14 protein-coding genes are annotated in these 19237 nt (G+C 72.6%); 11 read left to right on the top strand and 3 right to left on the bottom strand.

Translation table 11 applies throughout. The features are described from left to right. Window positions 1–188: 188 nt before the first annotated feature. Entirely contained in the window at window positions 189–632 is a 444-nt protein-coding gene (locus ACZ47G_RS12545) for a DUF3052 domain-containing protein (protein WP_380463919.1), read from the bottom strand. A gap of 517 nt (window positions 633–1149) precedes the next feature. On the opposite strand from ACZ47G_RS12545, the gene aceE reads away from it, so the two are divergent. Further along, complete coding sequence (gene aceE / locus ACZ47G_RS12550) at window positions 1150–3900, top strand: pyruvate dehydrogenase (acetyl-transferring), homodimeric type (RefSeq protein ID WP_465741749.1); 2751 nt, start codon at window positions 1150–1152, stop codon at window positions 3898–3900. A 115-nt stretch (window positions 3901–4015) separates the two neighbouring features. After that, the gene (locus ACZ47G_RS12555; RefSeq protein WP_465741751.1) at window positions 4016–4465 is read left to right on the top strand and encodes a nitroreductase/quinone reductase family protein; all 450 of its coding nucleotides are present in this window, start codon (window positions 4016–4018) and stop codon (window positions 4463–4465) included. A gap of 70 nt (window positions 4466–4535) precedes the next feature. Here ACZ47G_RS12555 and ACZ47G_RS12560 read toward each other — a convergent pair whose 3' ends face one another. After that, window positions 4536–6140, bottom strand: a complete 1605-nt coding sequence (locus ACZ47G_RS12560; protein ID WP_465741753.1) for an MFS transporter — start codon at window positions 6138–6140, stop codon at window positions 4536–4538. Between the two features lie 215 nt (window positions 6141–6355). Here ACZ47G_RS12560 and ACZ47G_RS12565 point away from each other — a divergent pair, with 215 nt between their 5' ends. The 9 genes from ACZ47G_RS12565 (at window position 6356) to ACZ47G_RS12605 (ending at window position 18059) form a co-directional block, all read left to right on the top strand. Beyond that, on the top strand, window positions 6356–7030 hold the full coding sequence (locus ACZ47G_RS12565) for a TetR/AcrR family transcriptional regulator (protein ID WP_465741755.1): 675 nt from the start codon (window positions 6356–6358) through the stop codon (window positions 7028–7030). A gap of 84 nt (window positions 7031–7114) precedes the next feature. Further along, window positions 7115–8416 carry a sensor histidine kinase gene (locus ACZ47G_RS12570; RefSeq protein WP_465741757.1) on the top strand — a complete coding sequence of 434 codons (1302 nt, stop codon included), beginning with the start codon at window positions 7115–7117 and terminating at the stop codon, window positions 8414–8416. Further along, complete coding sequence (locus tag ACZ47G_RS12575) at window positions 8413–9087, top strand: response regulator (protein WP_465741759.1); 675 nt, start codon at window positions 8413–8415, stop codon at window positions 9085–9087. Before ACZ47G_RS12570 ends, ACZ47G_RS12575 begins: the two co-directional genes overlap by 4 nt. Before the next feature lie 120 nt (window positions 9088–9207). Further along, on the top strand, window positions 9208–10329 hold the full coding sequence (locus tag ACZ47G_RS12580) for an alpha/beta hydrolase (protein WP_465741761.1): 1122 nt from the start codon (window positions 9208–9210) through the stop codon (window positions 10327–10329). Window positions 10330–10356: 27 nt separating this feature from the next. Beyond that, complete coding sequence (locus ACZ47G_RS12585) at window positions 10357–11586, top strand: acyltransferase family protein (protein WP_465741765.1); 1230 nt, start codon at window positions 10357–10359, stop codon at window positions 11584–11586. Window positions 11587–11845: 259 nt separating this feature from the next. Beyond that, a complete protein-coding gene (locus ACZ47G_RS12590) occupies window positions 11846–13765 on the top strand; it encodes a galactose oxidase-like domain-containing protein (RefSeq protein WP_465741767.1) in 1920 nt (639 codons plus the stop codon). A 54-nt stretch (window positions 13766–13819) separates the two neighbouring features. Next, window positions 13820–16198, top strand: a complete 2379-nt coding sequence (locus ACZ47G_RS12595) for a Dyp-type peroxidase (RefSeq protein ID WP_465741769.1) — start codon at window positions 13820–13822, stop codon at window positions 16196–16198. Between the two features lie 101 nt (window positions 16199–16299). After that, a complete protein-coding gene (locus tag ACZ47G_RS12600) occupies window positions 16300–16647 on the top strand; it encodes an MmcQ/YjbR family DNA-binding protein (protein ID WP_465741771.1) in 348 nt (115 codons plus the stop codon). A 197-nt stretch (window positions 16648–16844) separates the two neighbouring features. Then, on the top strand, window positions 16845–18059 hold the full coding sequence (locus ACZ47G_RS12605) for an alpha/beta hydrolase (protein WP_465741773.1): 1215 nt from the start codon (window positions 16845–16847) through the stop codon (window positions 18057–18059). Between the two features lie 58 nt (window positions 18060–18117). On the opposite strand, the gene ACZ47G_RS12610 is transcribed toward ACZ47G_RS12605, so the two are convergent. Further along, complete coding sequence (locus ACZ47G_RS12610) at window positions 18118–19107, bottom strand: helix-turn-helix transcriptional regulator (RefSeq protein WP_465741775.1); 990 nt, start codon at window positions 19105–19107, stop codon at window positions 18118–18120. Between the last annotated feature and the right edge of the window lie 130 nt (window positions 19108–19237).

Genomic DNA, 19237 nt, shown 5'->3' on the forward strand with positions numbered 1-19237 from the left:
CCCCGCACCCGACCGGCCGGCGGACCCGCACCGGACCGGCACCGGAACCCCACCGGAAAGGCCCGGACCCACCCCGGAAAGCCCCCGGCCCCACCCGCGAAAGCCCTTGGACCCGCCCACGAAAAGCGCCGGGCCCCGCCGGAGGAGAATCCCTCCGACGGGGCCCGGCAAGGGGCTCAGGGGCCCGTTCAGCGCTGCTTGGGCTGCTTCGCCGTGGACTTGGTGGCCAGGCGGGTGGCCGCCCAGTCCTTGGCGACCGCGATCGAGCTGGTCTGGGACAGACCGGCGGTGCGGGCCGCGTCCGCGATCTCGGAGGCCTCGATGTGCCCGTCCCGGCCGGTCTTGGGCGTCAGCAGCCAGATCAGACCGCCCTCGGCCAGGTACTCCAGGGCGTCGACGAGGGAGTCGGTGAGATCCCCGTCGTCGTCGCGGTGCCACAGCAGGACGGCGTCAGCGACGTCGTCGTAGTCCTCGTCGACGAGCTCCGTCCCGGTGATCTCCTCGATGCCCTCGCGGAGGTCCTGGTCAGTGTCTTCGTCGTACCCCAGCTCCTGGACGATCTGACCTTCCTCGAAGTTCAGACGGGTCGCCGGGTTGTTGGACTTGTCCGCGGGGTCCGCGGTCGCGCTCACGGGAATAACCTCCAGTATTCGGCCCGGCGTCCATGCCGAGGCTGTTGCCGTAGTCCACACGGGCGCGGCGGTTCGCGCAAGTACCCGACCGCCGATCCCCTCCAAAGGTTGACGTGCCACACCGGAACACGCCGGTCGACGTGTCGGGAATCACACCGATTTGCCCTTCTCTGCGTGGGACAAGGATGCTTCGGGTGGTCCCGGCCCACAGGCCGTACGCGTGCCCGAGATACGAACGGCATTCGGGGTCCGCGCGTGCGCGGGCGTAGAGTCTCCTGTTGGCCCTCACCCCGGCCGCCCGCCATCGGGTGGACGGGACACCAGGTCGGACCACCTCTTTTCGTAACACCCGGGGGTGTTCGGAGCGGACGAAGAAGCCCGCGACGCGCGCCACCAGACCGTTCCGCCCACCAGGCGCAACGGTTACCGATCGGTAGAGATGACGGATCTCCGAGCGCGGTAGCACGATGGAGGCGGCGCGACACACCTCAGTTTCGACCGACAGTGAAGGAACAGCGTGGCTTCCGGATCCGATCGCAACCCGATCATCATTGGCGGCCTTCCGAGTCAGGTCCCGGACTTCGATCCCGAGGAGACCGCGGAATGGCTGGAGTCGCTCGATGCGGCTATCGACGAGCGGGGGCGTGAGCGTGCCCGTTACCTGATGCTGCGGCTGATCGAGCGCGCCCGCGAGAAGCGTGTCGCCGTGCCCGAGATGCGCAGCACGGACTACGTCAACACCATCGCGACCAAGGACGAGCCGTTCTTCCCCGGCAACGAGGAGATCGAGCGCAAGATCCTCAACGCGACCCGCTGGAACGCGGCCGTCATGGTCTCCCGGGCGCAGCGCCCGGGCATCGGCGTCGGTGGGCACATCGCCACCTTCGCCTCCTCCGCGTCGCTGTACGACGTCGGCTTCAACTACTTCTTCCGCGGCAAGGACGCCGAGGGCGAGTCGGGCGACCAGATCTTCTTCCAGGGTCACGCCTCCCCCGGCATCTACGCCCGCGCCTTCCTGCTGGACCGACTCGACGAGCAGCAGCTCGACGCGTTCCGCCAGGAGAAGTCGAAGGCCCCGTACGGCCTGTCCAGCTACCCGCACCCGCGGCTGATGCCGGACTTCTGGGAGTTCCCGACCGTCTCGATGGGCCTCGGCCCGCTCGGCGCGATCTACCAGGCGCGGATGAACCGCTACCTGGAGCACCGGGGCATCAAGGACACCTCGGACTCGCAGGTCTACGCCTTCCTCGGCGACGGCGAGATGGACGAGCCCGAGTCGCTCGGCCAGCTGTCGCTGGCCGCCCGTGAGGGCCTGGACAACCTGACCTTCGTGGTCAACTGCAACCTGCAGCGCCTGGACGGCCCGGTCCGCGGCAACGGCAAGATCATCCAGGAGCTGGAGTCCCAGTTCCGGGGTGCCGGCTGGAACGTGATCAAGCTCATCTGGGACCGCTCCTGGGACCCGCTGCTCGCGCAGGACCGCGACGGCGTCCTGGTGAACAAGATGAACACCACGCCGGACGGCCAGTTCCAGACCTACGCCACCGAGACCGGCGACTACATCCGCGAGCACTTCTTCGGCGGCGACCTGCGCCTGCGCGCCATGGTCGAGAACATGACCGACCAGCAGATCCAGCACCTGGGTCGCGGCGGCCACGACCACAAGAAGATCTACGCGGCGTTCAAGGCGGCCCGCGAGCACAAGGGCCAGCCGACGGTCATCCTGGCCCAGACGGTCAAGGGCTGGACGCTCGGCCCCAACTTCGAGGGCCGCAACGCCACCCACCAGATGAAGAAGCTGACGGTCGAGGACCTGAAGCGCTTCCGCGACCGGCTGCACCTGCCGATCACCGACAAGCAGCTGGACGAGGGCTACCCGCCCTACTACCACCCGGGCCGCGACTCGGAGGAGATCCAGTACATGCACGACCGCCGCCAGGGCCTCGGCGGCTTCGTGCCCACCCGCAAGGTGCGCCCGCGCCCGCTGGTGCTGCCCGGCGACGACGCGTACAAGGCGGTCAAGAAGGGTTCCGGCAACCAGACCATCGCCACCACCATGGCGTTCGTCCGGGTGCTCAAGGACCTCATGCGGGACAAGGGCATCGGCAACCGCTTCGTGCCGATCGCGCCGGACGAGTACCGCACCTTCGGCATGGACTCGCTGTTCCCGTCGGCGAAGATCTACAACCCGCTGGGCCAGACCTACGAGTCGGTCGACCGCGACCTGCTGCTGGCCTACAAGGAGTCGCCGACCGGCCAGATGCTGCACGACGGCATCTCCGAGGCCGGCTGCACCGCCTCGCTGATCGCCGCCGGTTCGTCGTACGCGACCCACGGCGAGCCGCTGATCCCGGTCTACGTCTTCTACTCGATGTTCGGGTTCCAGCGCACCGGCGACCAGTTCTGGCAGATGGCCGACCAGCTGGCCCGCGGCTTCGTGATCGGCGCCACCGCCGGTCGCACCACGCTGACCGGTGAGGGCCTGCAGCACGCCGACGGCCACTCGCACCTGCTGGCCTCGACCAACCCCGGCGTCGTCGCGTACGACCCGGCGTACGGCTTCGAGATCGCGCACATCGTCCAGGACGGTCTGCGGCGGATGTACGGCTCCAGCGCCGAACACCCGCACGGCGAGGACGTGTTCTACTACATGACCGTCTACAACGAGCCGATCAAGATGCCGGCCGAGCCCGAGAACGTGGACGTCGAGGGCATCCTCAAGGGTCTGCACAAGTACGCGCCGGGCACCGCCGGCCAGATCCCGGCCCAGATCCTCGCCTCCGGCGTGGCCGTGCCGTGGGCCCTGGAGGCCCAGCGCATCCTCGCCGAGGAGTGGAACGTCAAGGCCGACGTCTGGTCCGCGACCTCCTGGAACGAGCTGCGCCGCGACGCGGTGGAGGCCGAGGAGTTCAACCTGCTGCACCCCGAGGAGCAGCAGCGGGTGCCGTACGTCACCCAGAAGCTCCAGGGCGCCGAGGGCCCGATCGTCGCCGTGTCCGACTGGATGCGCGCCGTTCCGGACCAGATCGCCCGCTGGGTGCCGGGCCAGTACCAGTCGCTGGGCGCCGACGGCTTCGGCTTCGCCGACACCCGTGGCGCGGCCCGTCGCTTCTTCCACATCGACGCCCAGTCGGTCGTCCTGGGCGTGCTCACCGAGCTCGCCAAGCAGGGCAAGGTCGACCGTTCGGTGCTGAAGGACGCGATCGACCGCTACCAGCTGCTGGACGTGGCCGCGGCCGACCCGGGCGCCGCCGGCGGCGACGCCTGATCACCCGCTAGCGCCTGAAGGGGCCGGACTCCGTGCGGAGTCCGGCCCCTTCGGCGTTCCGCTGACGCAGGGTCCGCCCGGCGGGTCCTGCCGGACAGACCCTAGGGTGAGCCGCATGACGAATCAGAGCGCGAGTCTCCGCCACCCCGAACCCGCCGACGGCGCGGGTGAGTTCAACCGGAACGTGATCACCGAGTTCCGCGCCCGGGAGGGTGTCGTCGGCGGCGAACTGGCCGGCCTGCCGCTGCTCCTGCTGACCGTGCTCGGCGCCCGCAGCGGCGAGCCGCGCACCACCCCGCTGGTCTACCTGCCGGACGGCGGACGGCTGGTGGTCTTCGCCTCCAACGGCGGCAGCGACACCGACCCGGTCTGGTACCGCAACCTGGTCGCCCACCCCGAGGTCACCGTCGAGATCGGCACCGACCGCTACCCGGCCCTGGCGACCCCGGTCGACCCGGCCGAGCACGACGCGCTCTGGGCCCGCCAGGTCGCCGCCCAGCCGCAGTTCGCCGGCTACCGCACCGCGGCCCGGACGGTCCCGCTGGTGGCGCTCACCCGGGCCTGAGCGAAGAGGAGGCGGCTCAGATCTGCGCCGGTCAGGGGCGGACTCAGATCTGCGCCGGTCAGGGGCGGGCTCAGATGTGCACGGCCGGGCCCGCGTCGGTCTCGCCGCGGCGGGTCAGCAGGGCGAGCAGGGCGGCGCCGAAGGCCACCACGGCGGCCACCGCGAAGGCGAGCGACATGCCGCTGACGAAGGACTGGTGCACGGCGCCGGCCATCGCGTCCACCGCCTGCTGCGGGGTGCCGGGCGGGGCCGGCGGGGCGATGCCCAGCTGGGCGGCCTGCTTGAGCCCCTCGGCCTGCGGGCCCTCGACCGGCGGCAGGCCGGCCTTGGCCCAGTTGCCGGGCAGCACGTCGCCGACCTTGGCGGCCATCAGGGCGCCCAGCACCGCGGTGCCGAGGCTGCCGCCGACCTGCATCGCGGCCTGCTGGAGGCCGCCGGCCACGCCGGACAGCTCCAGCGGGGCGTTGCCGACGATGACCTCGGTGGCGCCGACGATGACCGGGCTGATGCCCAGGCCCATCAGGACGAACCAGAGCGACATCACGCCGGTGCCGGAGCCGGTGTCCAGGGTGGACATGCCGAACATCGCGGCGGTGGTGATCAGCATCCCGGCCGTGATCGGGACGCGCGGGCCGAACTTGCCGATCGCGATGCCCGCCAGCGGCGAGCCGACGATCATCATGCCGGTCATCGGCAGCAGGTGGACGCCGGCGTCGACCGGCTTCATCCCGTGCACGTTCTGCAGGTAGAAGGTCACGAAGAAGATCGCACCGAAGAACGCGAAGGCCATCAGCACCATCAGCAGCACGCCCGCCGACAGCGGCACCGAGCGGAACAGGCTGAGCGGGATCAGCGGCTCCTTCGCCCGGCCCTGCCAGAGCGCGAAGAGCACCATCAGCAGCACCGCGCCGCCCAGGAGCAGCAGCGTCCGGGCGTCGCCCCAGCCCCACTCAGGGGCCTTGATGATGCCGAAGACCAGCGCGAACATCCCGACCGAGAGCAGCGCGATGCCCGGCACGTCGAAGGACTTGGCGGCGTTCTCGGGCCGCACGTCCTTGAGGATCCACAGGCCGAGGGCGACGGCGATCAGGCCGACCGGGATGTTGATGAAGAACACCGACTCCCAGCTGACGTGCTCCACCAGCAGGCCGCCGACGATCGGGCCGGCCGCGGTGGAGGCGCCGATCACCCCGCCCCAGATGCCGATCGCCATGTTGAGCTTCTCGACCGGGAAGGCCCCGCGCAGCAGGCCGAGCGCGGCCGGCTGGAGCAGCGCGCCGAACAGGCCCTGGAGGACGCGGAAGGCGATCACGGTCTGGATGTTGCCGGCGAAGCCGATCGCGGCCGAGGTGGCGGCGAAGCCGACCGCGCCGACCAGGAAGGTGGTCTTGTGGCCGAAGCGGTCACCGATCTTGCCGGCGGTGATCAGGAAGACCGCGAGCGCCAGCAGGTAGCCGCTGGTGACCCACTGGATCTCGGACGGCGCGGCCTTCAGCTTCTCCTGGATCACCGGGTTGGCGATGGCGACGATCGTGCCGTCCAGGGCGACCATCATCACGCCGACCGCGACGGTCAGCAGGGTCAGCCAGGGGTGTCCCTTGAGCCCTCCCCCCGACGTCGGATTCGGCGGTGGCGGTGCGTCCGCCTCGGAGTTCTTGACGACGGACTGACTCATCTGGGCCCTCCGGGGGCGTGACAGAGATCGGAACGTGACGGTGGCGCTGCGCCGACCCACCCGTCCCCACGAGTGCCCGGCCGACGAGCGCCACTCCGGCAGATTATGTCAGCTACTGACAATCGGCAAACAATGACTTCTGACCTGCACTGACATTTGTCAGGCCGCTAAGGTTGTGCTCCCACCCGCCACACCAGCGCCCGGAAGGCCCCGCCATGGCCGCTCGCACCCCCCACCCCGCCGCTGCGGACGCCGACCGGGCACCCGGTCTGCGGGAGCGCAAGAAGCAGCAGACCCGGGACGCCCTGGTCCAGGCCGCCCACATGCTCTTCCTCAGCCAGGGCTTCGCCAAGACCACCGTCGACGAGATCGCCTCCGCCGTCGACGTCTCCCAACGCACCTTCTTCCGCTACTTCGCCAACAAGGACGAGGTCGCCCTCGCCGTGATGGCCGACGCCGAGGACTACTTCATCGAGTGCCTGCGCCACCGCCCCGCCGAGGAGACCCCGCTCCAGGCCCTGCGCGCCTCGATCGTCAAGGCCTGGCGCGACCTCGGCAACGCCCGGACCTCCGGCCCCGGCTCGATCAGCAGCGCCCTGGAACTGCTGCGGATCATCGAGGAGACCCCGCCGCTGCTCGCCGCCCACCTGCGCCGGGTGACCGAACAGGAGCGGCTGGTGGGCCAGGTGCTCGCCGAACGCGAAGGGCTCGACCCCGCGCGGGACCTGCGGCCGGTCGTGCTCGCCGCCGTCTTCGGCAGCCTGCTGCGCGCCGCCCACCTGTCCTGGACCGCCGAACAGGAACCGGCCGGCCCCGAGGGCATGGTCGCCGTGATCGAGCGGTACTTCGACCAGCTCGGCCCCGCCCTGGCCGGCCACTGGCGGCCCTGAGCGCGCGGGTCATACCCGAGTACTACACCGGATCCCGGCCCCTGGTCCGACGCCCGGCCACCGCCGCACCCCTAGTCTGGCCGGATGATCAACTCGACCGCCGGGTCCGGCCCCGTCGGCGCGGCACGGGCCCTGCTCGGCACGCTCGCCCGGCCGTCCGCCGACCACACCCCGCTGCTGGCCCAGTCCCCCCGCCCGTGGGTCCGCCACCTCCCGTACGTCCTCGCGGTGGCCGCGATCGCCTCGCTGCTGCCCAGCGGGATCAACGTGATGGCCAACGACTACGGGCTCAACGGCGGGGTCGCCGGCGCCCTGGCCGTCGCGCAGACCGCGCCGCTGCTGCTCGCCGTGAGCCGGCCGCTGGCCGCCTGGTGGATGATCGGCGGCACCGACCTGCTGGCCGCCCTGCTGGTCCTGACCACCGGGAGCCACACCGGCGGCCCCTGGCCGTGGGTCCCCACCAGCCTGGTCGGCTACCTGTTCCTGATGGTCCCGCTCTCCCTCCGCGAGCCCAGGCGCACCCTGGTCGCGGTCTGGCTGGTCACCGCCGGCGCCGGGATCGCCCTGTCGCTCGCCGGGCTGGGCTCCCGCTACACCGGGGACAACGTCATCCTCGCCATCGCCCTGACCGGCGCCGTCCTGGTGCTCGGCGGAGCTCTGCGGGAACGCGCCGAGGCCCGACGGCTGCTCACCGAGCAGGAGCAGATCAGCGAGGCGGAGCGCGAGCGGCGCACCCTGCTGGAGGAACGCACCCGGATCGCCCGGGAGTTGCACGACGTGGTGGCCCACCACATGTCGGTGATCGCGGTGCAGGCCGCCAGCGCGCCGTACCGGATCGAGGGCGTCCCGGCCGACGCCGCCGAGGAGTTCACCGCGATCGCCGGCACCGCGCGCGAGTCGCTGGCCGAGATGCGCCGGCTGCTCGGGGTGCTGCGCAGCGAGGACACCGGCGGGGAGACCGCCCCGCAGCCGGGCGTGGCCCAACTCGCCCAGCTGGTCGAGACGGTGGGGCGGGCCGGGGTGCCCGCCGAACTGACCGTGGACGAGGGGCTGGCCGACCGGGTGCCGCAGGCCGTCGGCCTCTCCGCCTACCGGATCGTGCAGGAGGCGCTGGCCAACGTGGTCCGGCACGCCCCCGGCGCCCGGACCTGGGTGTCGCTCTCGGCGGACGGCCCGGACCTGCGGCTCACCGTGGTCAACGCGCCCCCGCCGCAGCGCACCGAGTCGCTGGAGGCCTCGGTCGAGGGCACCGGTCACGGCCTGGTCGGAATGCGCGAACGCGTCCGGCTGGTCGATGGCAGGCTGGACACCGGCCCGCTGCCGGACGGCGGCTTCAAGGTGGCCGCCGTCCTGCCGATCGACCCACCCCAGGAGACACCCGCATGACCATCCGCGTGATCATCGTCGACGACCAGGCCATGGTCCGGGCCGGCTTCGCCGCCCTGCTCAACGCCCAGAGCGACATCGACGTGGTGGGGGACGCGGCGGACGGCGCCCAGGCCCTGGAGGTCACCGGCCGCACCCATCCCGACCTGGTGCTGATGGACGTCCGGATGCCCGTCATGGACGGCCTGGAGGCCGCCCGGCGACTGCTCGACCCCGCAGTCCCGGGCGCCCACCGGCCCAAGGTGCTGATGCTCACCACCTTCGACGTCGACGACTACGTGTACGAGGCGCTGCGCGCCGGGGCCAGCGGCTTCCTGCTCAAGGACGCCCCGCCGGCCGACCTGATCGCCGCCGTCCGGGTGGTCGCGGCCGGCGAGGCACTGCTCGCCCCCTCCGTCACCCGGCGGCTGATCGCCGACTTCGCCCGCAACCGGCCCGCCAAGCGCCGCGACCCCAAGCTGCGGCTCAACGGCCTGACCCCGCGCGAGACCGAGGTGCTGGAGCTGATCGCCCGCGGGCTGTCCAACCAGGAGATCGCCGCGCGGCTGGTGCTCGCCGAACAGACCGTCAAGACCCACATCGGGCGCATCCTCGGCAAGCTCGACCTGCGCGACCGCGCCCAGGCGGTGGTGCTGGCCTACGAGTCCGGCCTGGTGACGCCCGGCCAGTGACGATCCGAGTACTACCTGGGTAGCACCCGGGAGTTGGCCCCGCGGAGTGACGTCCGCGGGGCCGTCGCATTCCTACCTTCCTCCTCGTCGGAAACCGAACGGACGAGGGAGAACACGGACATGCGCAGGTTCCGGACCAAGCGGGCGCTCGCCGCCACCGCGGTGGCGCTGGCGGTGGTGCTCGGCGCGGGCGGCTGGGCCGCCGACACCCAGACCGCCCTCACCGGCCCGCCGCCGGACAGCGCCGGCTGGACCGCCGACACCGCGCTCGGCCTCCGACCGCCCGACCCGGCCACCAGCACGCCCGCCCAAGTCGCCGCCTTCTTCGCCGACTTGACGCCCGCCCAGCAGGACGCCCTGGCCGCCCGGCACCCCCTGGTGGTCGGCAACCTGGACGGCGCCCCGGTCCAACTCCGGTACCGCGCCAACACCCTGGCCCTCACCGCCGAACGCGACCGGGAACTCGCCAGGGCCACCGACCCGGCCCTCACCCCCCAGGACCACCAGGCCGCCCGCACCCGCGCCGAGCGCTACCGCACCCTGCTGGACGGCGGCCGGCAGGTTCTCGCCTTCGACCCGCGCGGCCGCGGCCAGGTCGCCGAGGTGTTCGGCGACCTCGCCACCGCCCCGCGCACCGCCGTGATCGTCCCCGGCTCCGACATCGACCTGCTCACCTTCGATCGCGCCACCGAGCCGTACGGCACCCCCGCCGGCATGGCCCGCGCCCTCCACCGGGCCACCGACGGACGTACCGCCGTGATCGCCTGGGCCGGCTACACCACCCCGCTCGGCCTCGGCGTCGACGCCGCCACCGAGGACCTCGCCCGGGCCGGCGCCACCCGCCTCGACCGGCTGCTCGACGGACTCGCCGTCAGCACCCGCCCCGAGGCCCCGGCCACCGTGTTCTGCCACAGCTACGGCTCGGTGGTCTGCGGCCTGGCCCGCCCCACCCCCGCCCGGGCCTCCGGCCTGGTGGTGCTCGGCTCGCCCGGCATGGGCGTCGACTCGGCCGCCGACCTCGACCCGGGCGTCCCGCTCTGGGCCACCACCCGCAACGACTCGGACTGGATCGGCGACGTGCCCAACGTGCGGTTCCTCGGCCTCGGCCACGGCGCCGACCCGACCGACCCCGGCTTCGGCGCCCGCCCGCTGCCCTCCACCGGATCCCACGGCCACACCGGCTACTTCGCCCCCGGCACCGCCTCGCTCGCCGCCTACGCCGCCATCGCCCTCGGCCACTGAAGCCCCCCTCCTGGAAGGAGCACCGCCATGGCCCACCCGCTCACCACCCTGCGCCGCGCCGCCGAGAAGGTCGACGCGAAGACCCCCGAGAGCCGCGACCGAGCCCTGGACGGGCTGCGCGCCGTCGCCCTGCTGTCCGTCCCGATCGGCCACTGGATGCTCGGCGGCCTCACCCTCTCCCCCGACGGCGCCCTGCACAACGCCAGCCCGCTCTCCTCGCTCGGCTTCTTCGCCCCGGCCAGCTGGGTGCTGCAGATGCTCGGGGTGTTCTTCCTGGTCGGCGGCCACTCCTCGGTCCGCTCGCTGGAGCGGGCCCGGGAGAAGGGCCTGTCGTACGGGAGTTGGCTGCGGACCCGGACGGTCCGGCTGCTGCGTCCGGTGCTCGGGGTGACGGCGGTGTGGGCGCTGCTGATCCCGCTGCTGCCCCGGCTCGGCGTGCCCGCGGACACCCTGCGCACCGGGGCGACGCTGGTGGTGCAGCCGCTCTGGTACATCGGGGTGTACCTGGCGCTGACCGCGCTCACCCCGCTCTGCACGGCCTTCGGGCGGCGGCTCGGCGGCTGGTCGGCGGCCCTGCTGGTGGCCTCGGTCGCGACCGTCGACCTGCTGCGGTACGGGCCGTGGGCCGACGCGATGCCCTCCTGGCTCGGCCTGCTGAACCTGCTGCCGGGCTGGATGTTCGGCTACCAGCTGGGCGTGCTGTGGGCGCGGGGCCGGCTCGGCCGGTCGGCGGCCCGGGTGCTGCTGTTCGGCGGCGGCGCGCTGTTCGCCGTCCTGCTGGTGGTGTTCCACTACCCGGCCAGCATGGTCGGGGTGCCGGGCGTCGAGCGGACCAACTCGCACCCGCCGTCCCTGCTGGTGCTCGCCCTGGCCGCGGTGCAGTGCGGCGCCGCGGTGCTGCTGCGGGAGCGGCTGGGCCGACTGCTGAGCCGCCGTCCGCTGCTGTGGCTGCCGGTGGTGGTGGTCAACCTGTCGGCGATGACGATCTTCTGCTGGCACCAGAGCGCGATGCTCGCGGTGGCGGTGCCCGGCGCGGCCGGCCTGGGTGCCGTCCCCGGGCTGACCACCGCACCGGACTCGCTCGGCTGGGTGGTCGCCCGACTGGCCCTGCTCCCGCTGTTCGGTGCCGCCCTGGTGGCGATCGGGTGGTTCACCCGGCGCTTCGACGGGCCCTGGACGTCCTTCTCCCGGGCCGGCAAGGCGCTGGCCGGCACGGCCGCGGCGCTGTTCGCCGCGTACGCGCTGGGGGTGGTGTGACGCACGCCGGGCGATCAGGGCACGACAGGGGCGCGGACCGACCGGTCCGCGCCCCTGCGGCCGTTCCGAGGTGCCCCTGGAACGGCGACCGCTCCAGCGGCACCTCGAGCGACCGCCCCAAGGGGTGCATCCGCATGCGAACCACCACGCACTGTGATGTTCTGTGACGGTCGGCGACCATCGCTGGACCCGCGCCCGCCCACGGCCCGTCCGTCCGCATTCGCCGCCCCTCCCCCAACGCCCCCGCCCTAGGAGACCCATGTCCCCGTCCCCACCGCGCCCGCGGCCCCGGCCCCGGGCCGGCCGCCGGCTGCCGGCCACCGCCGTGGTCCTCGCCGTCACCGCCGGCACCCTGCTGGGCACCGCCGCCCCGGCGCTCGCCCACGGCGGGGACGACCTCGCCCCGCACGTCGACTCCCGCCGGATCGCCGAGGAACTGCGCCAGGACGAGGTCGCCGCCCTCGGCCAGGAGCACGCCGAGGAGCACGCCCGGATGCGCGCGGCCGTCCGCGGCATCGGCGACTACCCGCAGACCACCCGGACCAACCGGTACAACGCCCTGACGGCCTCCCAGGCCGACCACAACAAGGCCTTCGCACCGCAGACCTGGGGCGCGTTCAAGGAGTACTTCCCGTCCCCCGACTTCGGCGACCACGTCGCCCTGCTGCCCACCGGCAAGGTGCTGCTGTTCTCCTTCGAACGGATCGAGACCAACCCGGAGAAGGAGCCCGCCCCCACCCAGACCACCGGCAAGGAGAACGCCGGCCGGGCCTTCCTCTGGGATCCCGCCAAGGGCACCGGCAAGGACGCGTTCAAGCAGGTCAACCCGCCGGTCTCGGACATGCCGGACGGCCTGAACGAGCCCCGCCCGGTGCCGTTCTTCTGCTCCGGCCACTCCTTCCTGCCCAACGGCATGCTCGGCGTCTTCGGCGGCAACCTGGGCGGCAACGGCGGCACCGGCGCCAAGCTCTCGCTGGTCTTCGACCCGTGGACGGAGACCTGGACCCGCAACCCCGACATGTCGGTGGGCCGCTGGTACCCCTCGGTGGTGACCGGCGCCGACGGCCGGCAGCTGATCATGTCCGGCCAGTCCGAACTCGGCTACGGCACCCCGACCCCGGTGGTCGAGCGCTTCCCCGCCAAGGCCTTCCCGGTGCCGGTGAAGAAGACCGACACCCCCGCCAACACCCCGGTCGAACGGCTCAGGGTCGACGCGCCGTTCAGCTTCGACTACCCGCACCTGTTCTCGCTCAACGACGGCAACGTCTACGGCTTCGGCCGCGCGGCAGACGAGCAGTGGAAGTTCGACCCGGTCGCCGAGACCCGCACCGACCTCACCGCCCGCCCCGACGGCCGCAAGCGCAACTACGGCTCCGCCGTGATGCTGCCCGGCGGCGCCAACGGGCCGGACTCCGCACTGATCCTCGGCGGCGACCGCGACAACCCGAGCACCCTGCGCTTCTCCAACGGCAGTTGGACCGCCGAGAAGTCCCGCGCCTTCGGCCGCACCCAGGACGACACCCTGCTGCTGCCCAACGGCCGGCTGATGACGGTCAACGGCGCCTACGACATCCGCGACTACGGCAACGGCCCGTACAACCCCAACGCCGACCTCAAGTACCGCCAGATCGAGCTGCGCGACGACCAGGGCGACTGGCAGCTCGGCCCGGTCCAGCGGCTGCCGCGCGGCTACCACTCCAACGCGGTGGTGCTGCCGGACGGCCGGGTCATGGTGACCGGCGACGAGCTCCAGCAGATGGCCAACAACACGGACATCAACGGCACCGTCGACGGCGTCCCGGGCACCTCCGGCCCGATCACCATGAACGGCACCATCGAGATCTACGAACCGCCCTACCTGCACCAGGGCGACCGGCCCGCACTCGCCAACGCGCCCACCGCGCCGGTCGGTTACGACAGGAAGTTCACCGTCACCAGCACCACCCCGGCCCTCGCCGTCAGGGCCGTCCTGATGGCGCCGACCACCTCCACCCACTCGGTCAACACCAGCCAGCGCTACGTCGACCTGCGGCTCACCAGCCGGGCCGGCAACCGGCTGGAGTTCCAGGCCCCGCCGGACGCCAAGGCCGCCCCGCCCGGCTGGTACCTGCTCTTCCTGCTCAGCGACAAGGGCGTGCCCAGCGTCGCCCAGTGGGTCCAGCTCGGCCCCTCCGCCTGATCCCCCCGACTCCCCCGATCCCCCCCTGCACCCCCGGAAGGAACCCCGAGAACGATGACCACGGATCTGAGCCTGCGCGAGAGCGAGGAGATCCAGGGCGACGTCCTGGCCGGCTTCAAGAAGGACAACGTCAGCGTCCTGTTCCTGAAGTTCGAGGACGCCGCCCGGGCCCGCGACTGGCTGCGCCGGCTGACCCCGCAGATCTCCACCACCCGCGAGGTCGCCGCGTTCAACGAACGGTTCAGCGAGGCCAAACAGGCCGCCGGCGGCGACGACCCCAAGTCGCTGACCGCCACCTGGCTGGGCGTCAGCTTCACCTACGAGGGCATGCGGATGCTGGCCGGCAGCGATCCGTTCCCCACGCCCCCACCGGTCGGCGGCGGCCTGGAGGCCTTCAAGGACGGCTCGGCCAAGCGGGCGGGCGCCCTCGGCGACACCGGCGACAACCGCCCGGAGACCTGGCTGTTCGGCAACGGCACGAACCAGCCGATCCACGCCGTGCTGAAGATCTCCGCGGACACCGAGCGGGACCTCCAGTCGGCGATCGAGGCCCAGCGGATCGCCGCCGCCGAGTGCCGGGTGCTGATCGTCTACCAGCAGAACGCCCAGACCCTGCTGGGCAGTCGGCGCGGCAAGGAGCACTTCGGCTTCAAGGACGGCATCAGCGAGCCCGGCATCCGGGGCTTCGACCAGCCGAACCCGAGCAAGCCGGACGAGGTGGACGGCCACCCGGGCACCCGGCTGATCCCGGCAGGCGAGTTCATCTGCGGGCTGCCCAACGACCAGTTCAGCGGCCCGCCGAGCCAGTACCCCGAGTGGGCCCGCAACGGTTCCTTCCAGGTGATCCGCCGGCTCGCCCAGGACGTGCCCGGCTGGTGGTCGCAGGTCGCGGTCAAGCTGGAGGAGCTGAGGAGCGCCAAGGCCGTCCCGGAGCACGCCACCACCGAGTGGCTGGCCGCCCGGATGGTCGGCCGCTGGCGCTCCGGCGCGCCGGTCTGCAAGCACCCGGACCGGGACGTGCCGAACAACCCGGACGCCGCCAAGGACAACGACTTCACCTTCCGGGACGACCCGGAGGGCCTGGTCACCCCGCTCTGGTCGCACCTGCGCAAGACCGAACCGCGCGCCGGCCTCCAGGAGGCCCCGGACAAGCCCCCGTTCGACGCCGACGTCCTGAACGGCCGGCGGATCATGCGCCGCGGCACCCCGTACGGCGCCCCGTTCGACCCGGCCTCCGAGGGCCCGGGCGGCCCCGACGACCCGCGCGGCCTGCTGTTCATCTGCTACCAGGCGGACATCCAGCGGCAGTTCGAGTTCATCCAGGTCGACTGGATGGACCAGCCGAACTTCCCCCCGAACCGGGACAGCCAGGGGAACACCCCGTCCGGGCACGCCGAACCCCGTCCGGTGCCCGGCCGTGACCCGGTCACCCAGAACTGCCTGGACCCGGACAGCCGCGAGATCACCCCGGTCGACTTCGAGAGCCGGGACGCGAGCGGCCTGATCGAGCACACCCCGCTGAGCTTCGCGCAGTTCGTCCGGACCACCGGCTCGGTGTACGCCTTCATGCCGTCCCTGAGCATCCTGCGCGGGCTCTGCGAGGGGCGGCTCACCCCGGTCGGCCGGCAGAACGGCGGCCAGACCGGCACCCAGACCGGCGGCCAGCCCAAGCCGCAGCCGGTGAAGGCCTACCCCTGCGACGAGTTCGTCACCGTCCCGGACCAGTACCGCCGGAACGGCCAGAGCCAGTACTGGGCCTTCCACGGCGACCGCTGCCGGCTGATCTCGGTCGCCGACGGCTCCGCCCACACCGACCGCAAGGTCGAGGACGACGCCTGGCTGACCAGCTGGACCTGCCTCCAGGGCGTCGGCCGGGTCGACTGCGTGCTGCCCGTACCGGACCAGCAGGACCCCGGCGGCAAGAGCTGGTACTGGGTGTTCCACAGCACCCTCGGCCGCCAGCAGTACCGGCTGGTCTCGATCACCTGCGCCGGCGGCCGGTACACCACCGCCCTGGAGCGCTCCGACCGCGACCTCACCTACTGGGGCTCGCTCAGCGGCGTCGGCCAGGTCGACTGCTGGCTGCCGGTGCCGGACCAGCAGCGGGTCGGCGGCAAGAGCTGGTACTGGTGCTTCCACACCACCAGCGGCCGCCAGCAGTACCGGCTGATCTCGATCGCCGACGGCTCCGCCCACACCGACGTCCGCGAGCGCACCGACCGCGAGCTCTCCCAGTGGTCCTCGCTGAACGGCCTGAGCCGGGTGGACTGCTTCCTGCCCGTCCCGGACCGCCAACGGGTCGGCGGGAACAGCGAGTTCTGGGTGTTCTGCGGCCAGAGCTACCGCCGGATCTCGATCGCCGACGGCAGCGGCCACCCGGACCGGCTGGTCGACGGCGACCGCACCTGCGACAACTGGGCCTCGCTCGGCTGAGCCGGACCCACCCTCCGGACCCACCCTCCGGACGCGCGCCCCCGGTGTGCCGACCCGCACCCCGGGGGCGCGCTGTCCGAGCCCTGCTCTACCCTGCGGCCATGGTGACGTTCGATGAGTTCCGCGCGATGGCCCTGGACCTCCCCGAGGCCGCCCAGGAGCCGACCTGGGGCATCGAGACGCTGCGGGTGCGCGGCAAGGTCTTCGCGATGGGCTCGCCCGAGGGGGACAGCATCACCCTCAAAGCCTCCCGCGAGGACCAGCCCGAACTGATCGCGGCCGAGCCCGAGGTGTTCTCCTTCGCCCGGTACGTCGGCCGGCACGGCTGGGTGAGCGTCCGACTGGACCTGGTCGACCGGGAGGAGCTCGACGACCTGGTCACCGAGGCCTGGCGGCGCACGGCACCCAAGCGGGTGGTCGCCGGATTCGACGCCCGGCAGTCCGGCTGACGCCGCACTACCAGCTACTCGGAGACGCTGGAAAGACACCCCCGGTTCATGTGATCCATCCCACAGTTTAGGCGGGTCCGTCACCCTCCCGTGACCTCTACGCTTGCCCAGGGAAAGTTCAGGGAAGTTCAGCAGTCCAATCGCACCCTCCGGGCACCGCCCGAGAAACGGTGACGGGCCCCAAGGGAGTTGGTGCGGTGCGCAACCGTCGACGCTGGAAGCGGGTACTGATCGGGGCGTTCGCGGGTTGTGCCGTGCTCGCCGACGCCGGTGCCTCGGCGGCCGCGGCCGCGGTCTCCTCGGAGCAGCTGGCGATCTCCACGCCCCCGGCCGGCAGCGCCGCCTGGATCCAGGACCACTCCTTCGGCCGCCTGCTGCCCGACCCGGCCACCACCAGCCCCGCCGACGCCGCCGCGTTCTTCGCCTCGCTCGCTCCCACCGAGCTGGACCGGCTGGTCAAGGCGTACCCGCTGGTCGTCGGCAACTACGACGGCGCCCCGCTGGACCTGCGCTACCGCGCCAACCGGATCGCCCTCGCCGACGAGCGCGACGCCGCCCGGGTCCGCGCGGCCGACAAGAAGCTCGACCCGGACACCCGAGCGCTGGCCGTCTCCCGCGCCAACGACGTCGAGCACCTGCTCTCCCCCGACCGGCAGATCCTCGCCTTCGACCCGCGCGGCCGCGGCCTGGTCACCGAGGTCTGGGGCGACCTCGCCGACGCCGAGCGGATCTCCGTCCTCGTCCCCGGCTCGGACGCCGACCTCGGCCACTTCGACCAGACCGCCGACCCGCTGCGCTCCCCGGCCGGCATGGCCCGCGCCCTCCACACCGAGGAGCAGCGCCAGGCCCCGGGCGCCCGGACCGCCGTGATCGCCTGGACCGGGTACGTCACCCCCTCCGGCCTCGGCCCGGACGCGGCCACCTCCCGGCTCGCCGACGTCGCCGCGCCCCGCCTGGAGCGGCTGCTGGCCGGCCTCAAGGAGACCACCCGGCCGGACGCGCCCCCGTCGCTGCTCTGCCACTCGTACGGCTCGGTGGTCTGCGGCACCGCCGCCCCGAGGATCCCGCGCGCGGCCGCCTCGCCCTCCGACACCTCCGGCATCACCGACATGATGGTGTTCGGCAGCCCCGGCATGGGCGTGCAGTCCGCCGGCGACCTGGGCCGCGGCGTGCACGTGTGGGCCACCCGCAACCCCAGCGACTGGATCGGCAACGTCCCGTTCCTGGAGGTCGGCAAGCTCGGCCACGGCGCCGACCCGACCGGCAGCGGCTTCGGCGCCGAGCAGATCTCCTCCGCCCGGGCCTCCGGCCACAACGGCTACTTCACCGACGGCACCGACAGCCTGCACAACTTCGCGGCGATCTCGCTCGGGGACTACCGCGACGTGGTCCGGCCCCAGTCCGACTCCTAGTCGGTCCGGCCCAGTCGGTCCGGCCCAGTCGGTCCGGCCCAGTCGGTCCGAGTCCCCGTCAGGTCGGCTGCTCCTGGTACAGCCGCAGGGCCTCCGCCGCCGCCCGCGCCAGCTCGCGCCGGGCGGCCGGCGGGCCCAGCACCTCGACCTCCGCGCCGAAGGCCAGCAGCGAGCGGACGGCCGCCGCGGCCGGGAAGGCCATCGCCAGCTCGACCCACTCCTCGGCCGGCCCGGTGCCCGCCTCCGGCGGCGCCGCGGTGACCCGGCCGCCGTGGATGCGCAGGAACATGTCCAGCCGTCCGCGCCGGACCCGCACCCGCACCGGCACGTCCTTCGGCAGCCGCTCCACCTGCTCGCGCAGCCCCGCCCACACCTCGCCGAGCGCCACCCCGGCCCGGCGGCGCACCGCCTCCCCGGTGGTCTCGGCGGCCAGCACCCGGTCGGCCCGGAACAGCCGCGGCTCGCCGCCCAGATCGGCCACCAGGTACCAGACCGCGGCCTTGCTCACCAGCCCGTACGGGTCGACGGTGTACTCGACCGGCGCGGGCGTGCCGCTGTGCCGGTAGCGCAGCCGCAGCCGCCGGTCGGCGAACACCGCGTACTGCAACTCCCCCAGGTCGGGCCCGCTCCCGGTGCCCGCCTGGGGGTTCTGCATCCAGCGCGCCGGGTCGACCAGGACGCGCTCGCTGATCCGCTCGGCGGCCGGGCGGTGCGGAGCGGGCAGCGCCGCCATCACCTTGCGCAGCGCCGAGCCGAGCGCGCCGTCCAGCCCGAGATCGCTGTGGGCGCCCTGGGCGGAGAGCACGAACAGCGCCCGGGCCTCGTCCGCGGTCAGCCCGGTGACGTCGGTGCGGTAGCCGGGCAGCAGCTTGATGCCGCCGTGCCGGCCGCGCTCGGTGAACACCGGCACCCCGGCGGCGGAGAGCGACTCCACGTCGCGGTAGATGGTGCGGACGGACACCTCCAGCCGTTCGGCCAGTTCGGTGGCGGGCACCCGGCCCCGGGTCTGGAGCAGCAGCAGGATCGAGAGCAGGCGATCGGCCTTCATGGCACCAGAATCCCAACAAACCTGACGGCGCTTGTCAGGTTTTACTGGGAGATTGCGTTCCGAGCCCGAAAGACCGCACCGCGCAGCACACACCGCACCGCGCAGCACCACACCGTACGAAGGAGCCGAA

The sequence above is a fragment of the Kitasatospora sp. NPDC030952 genome, from assembly GCF_055571335.1.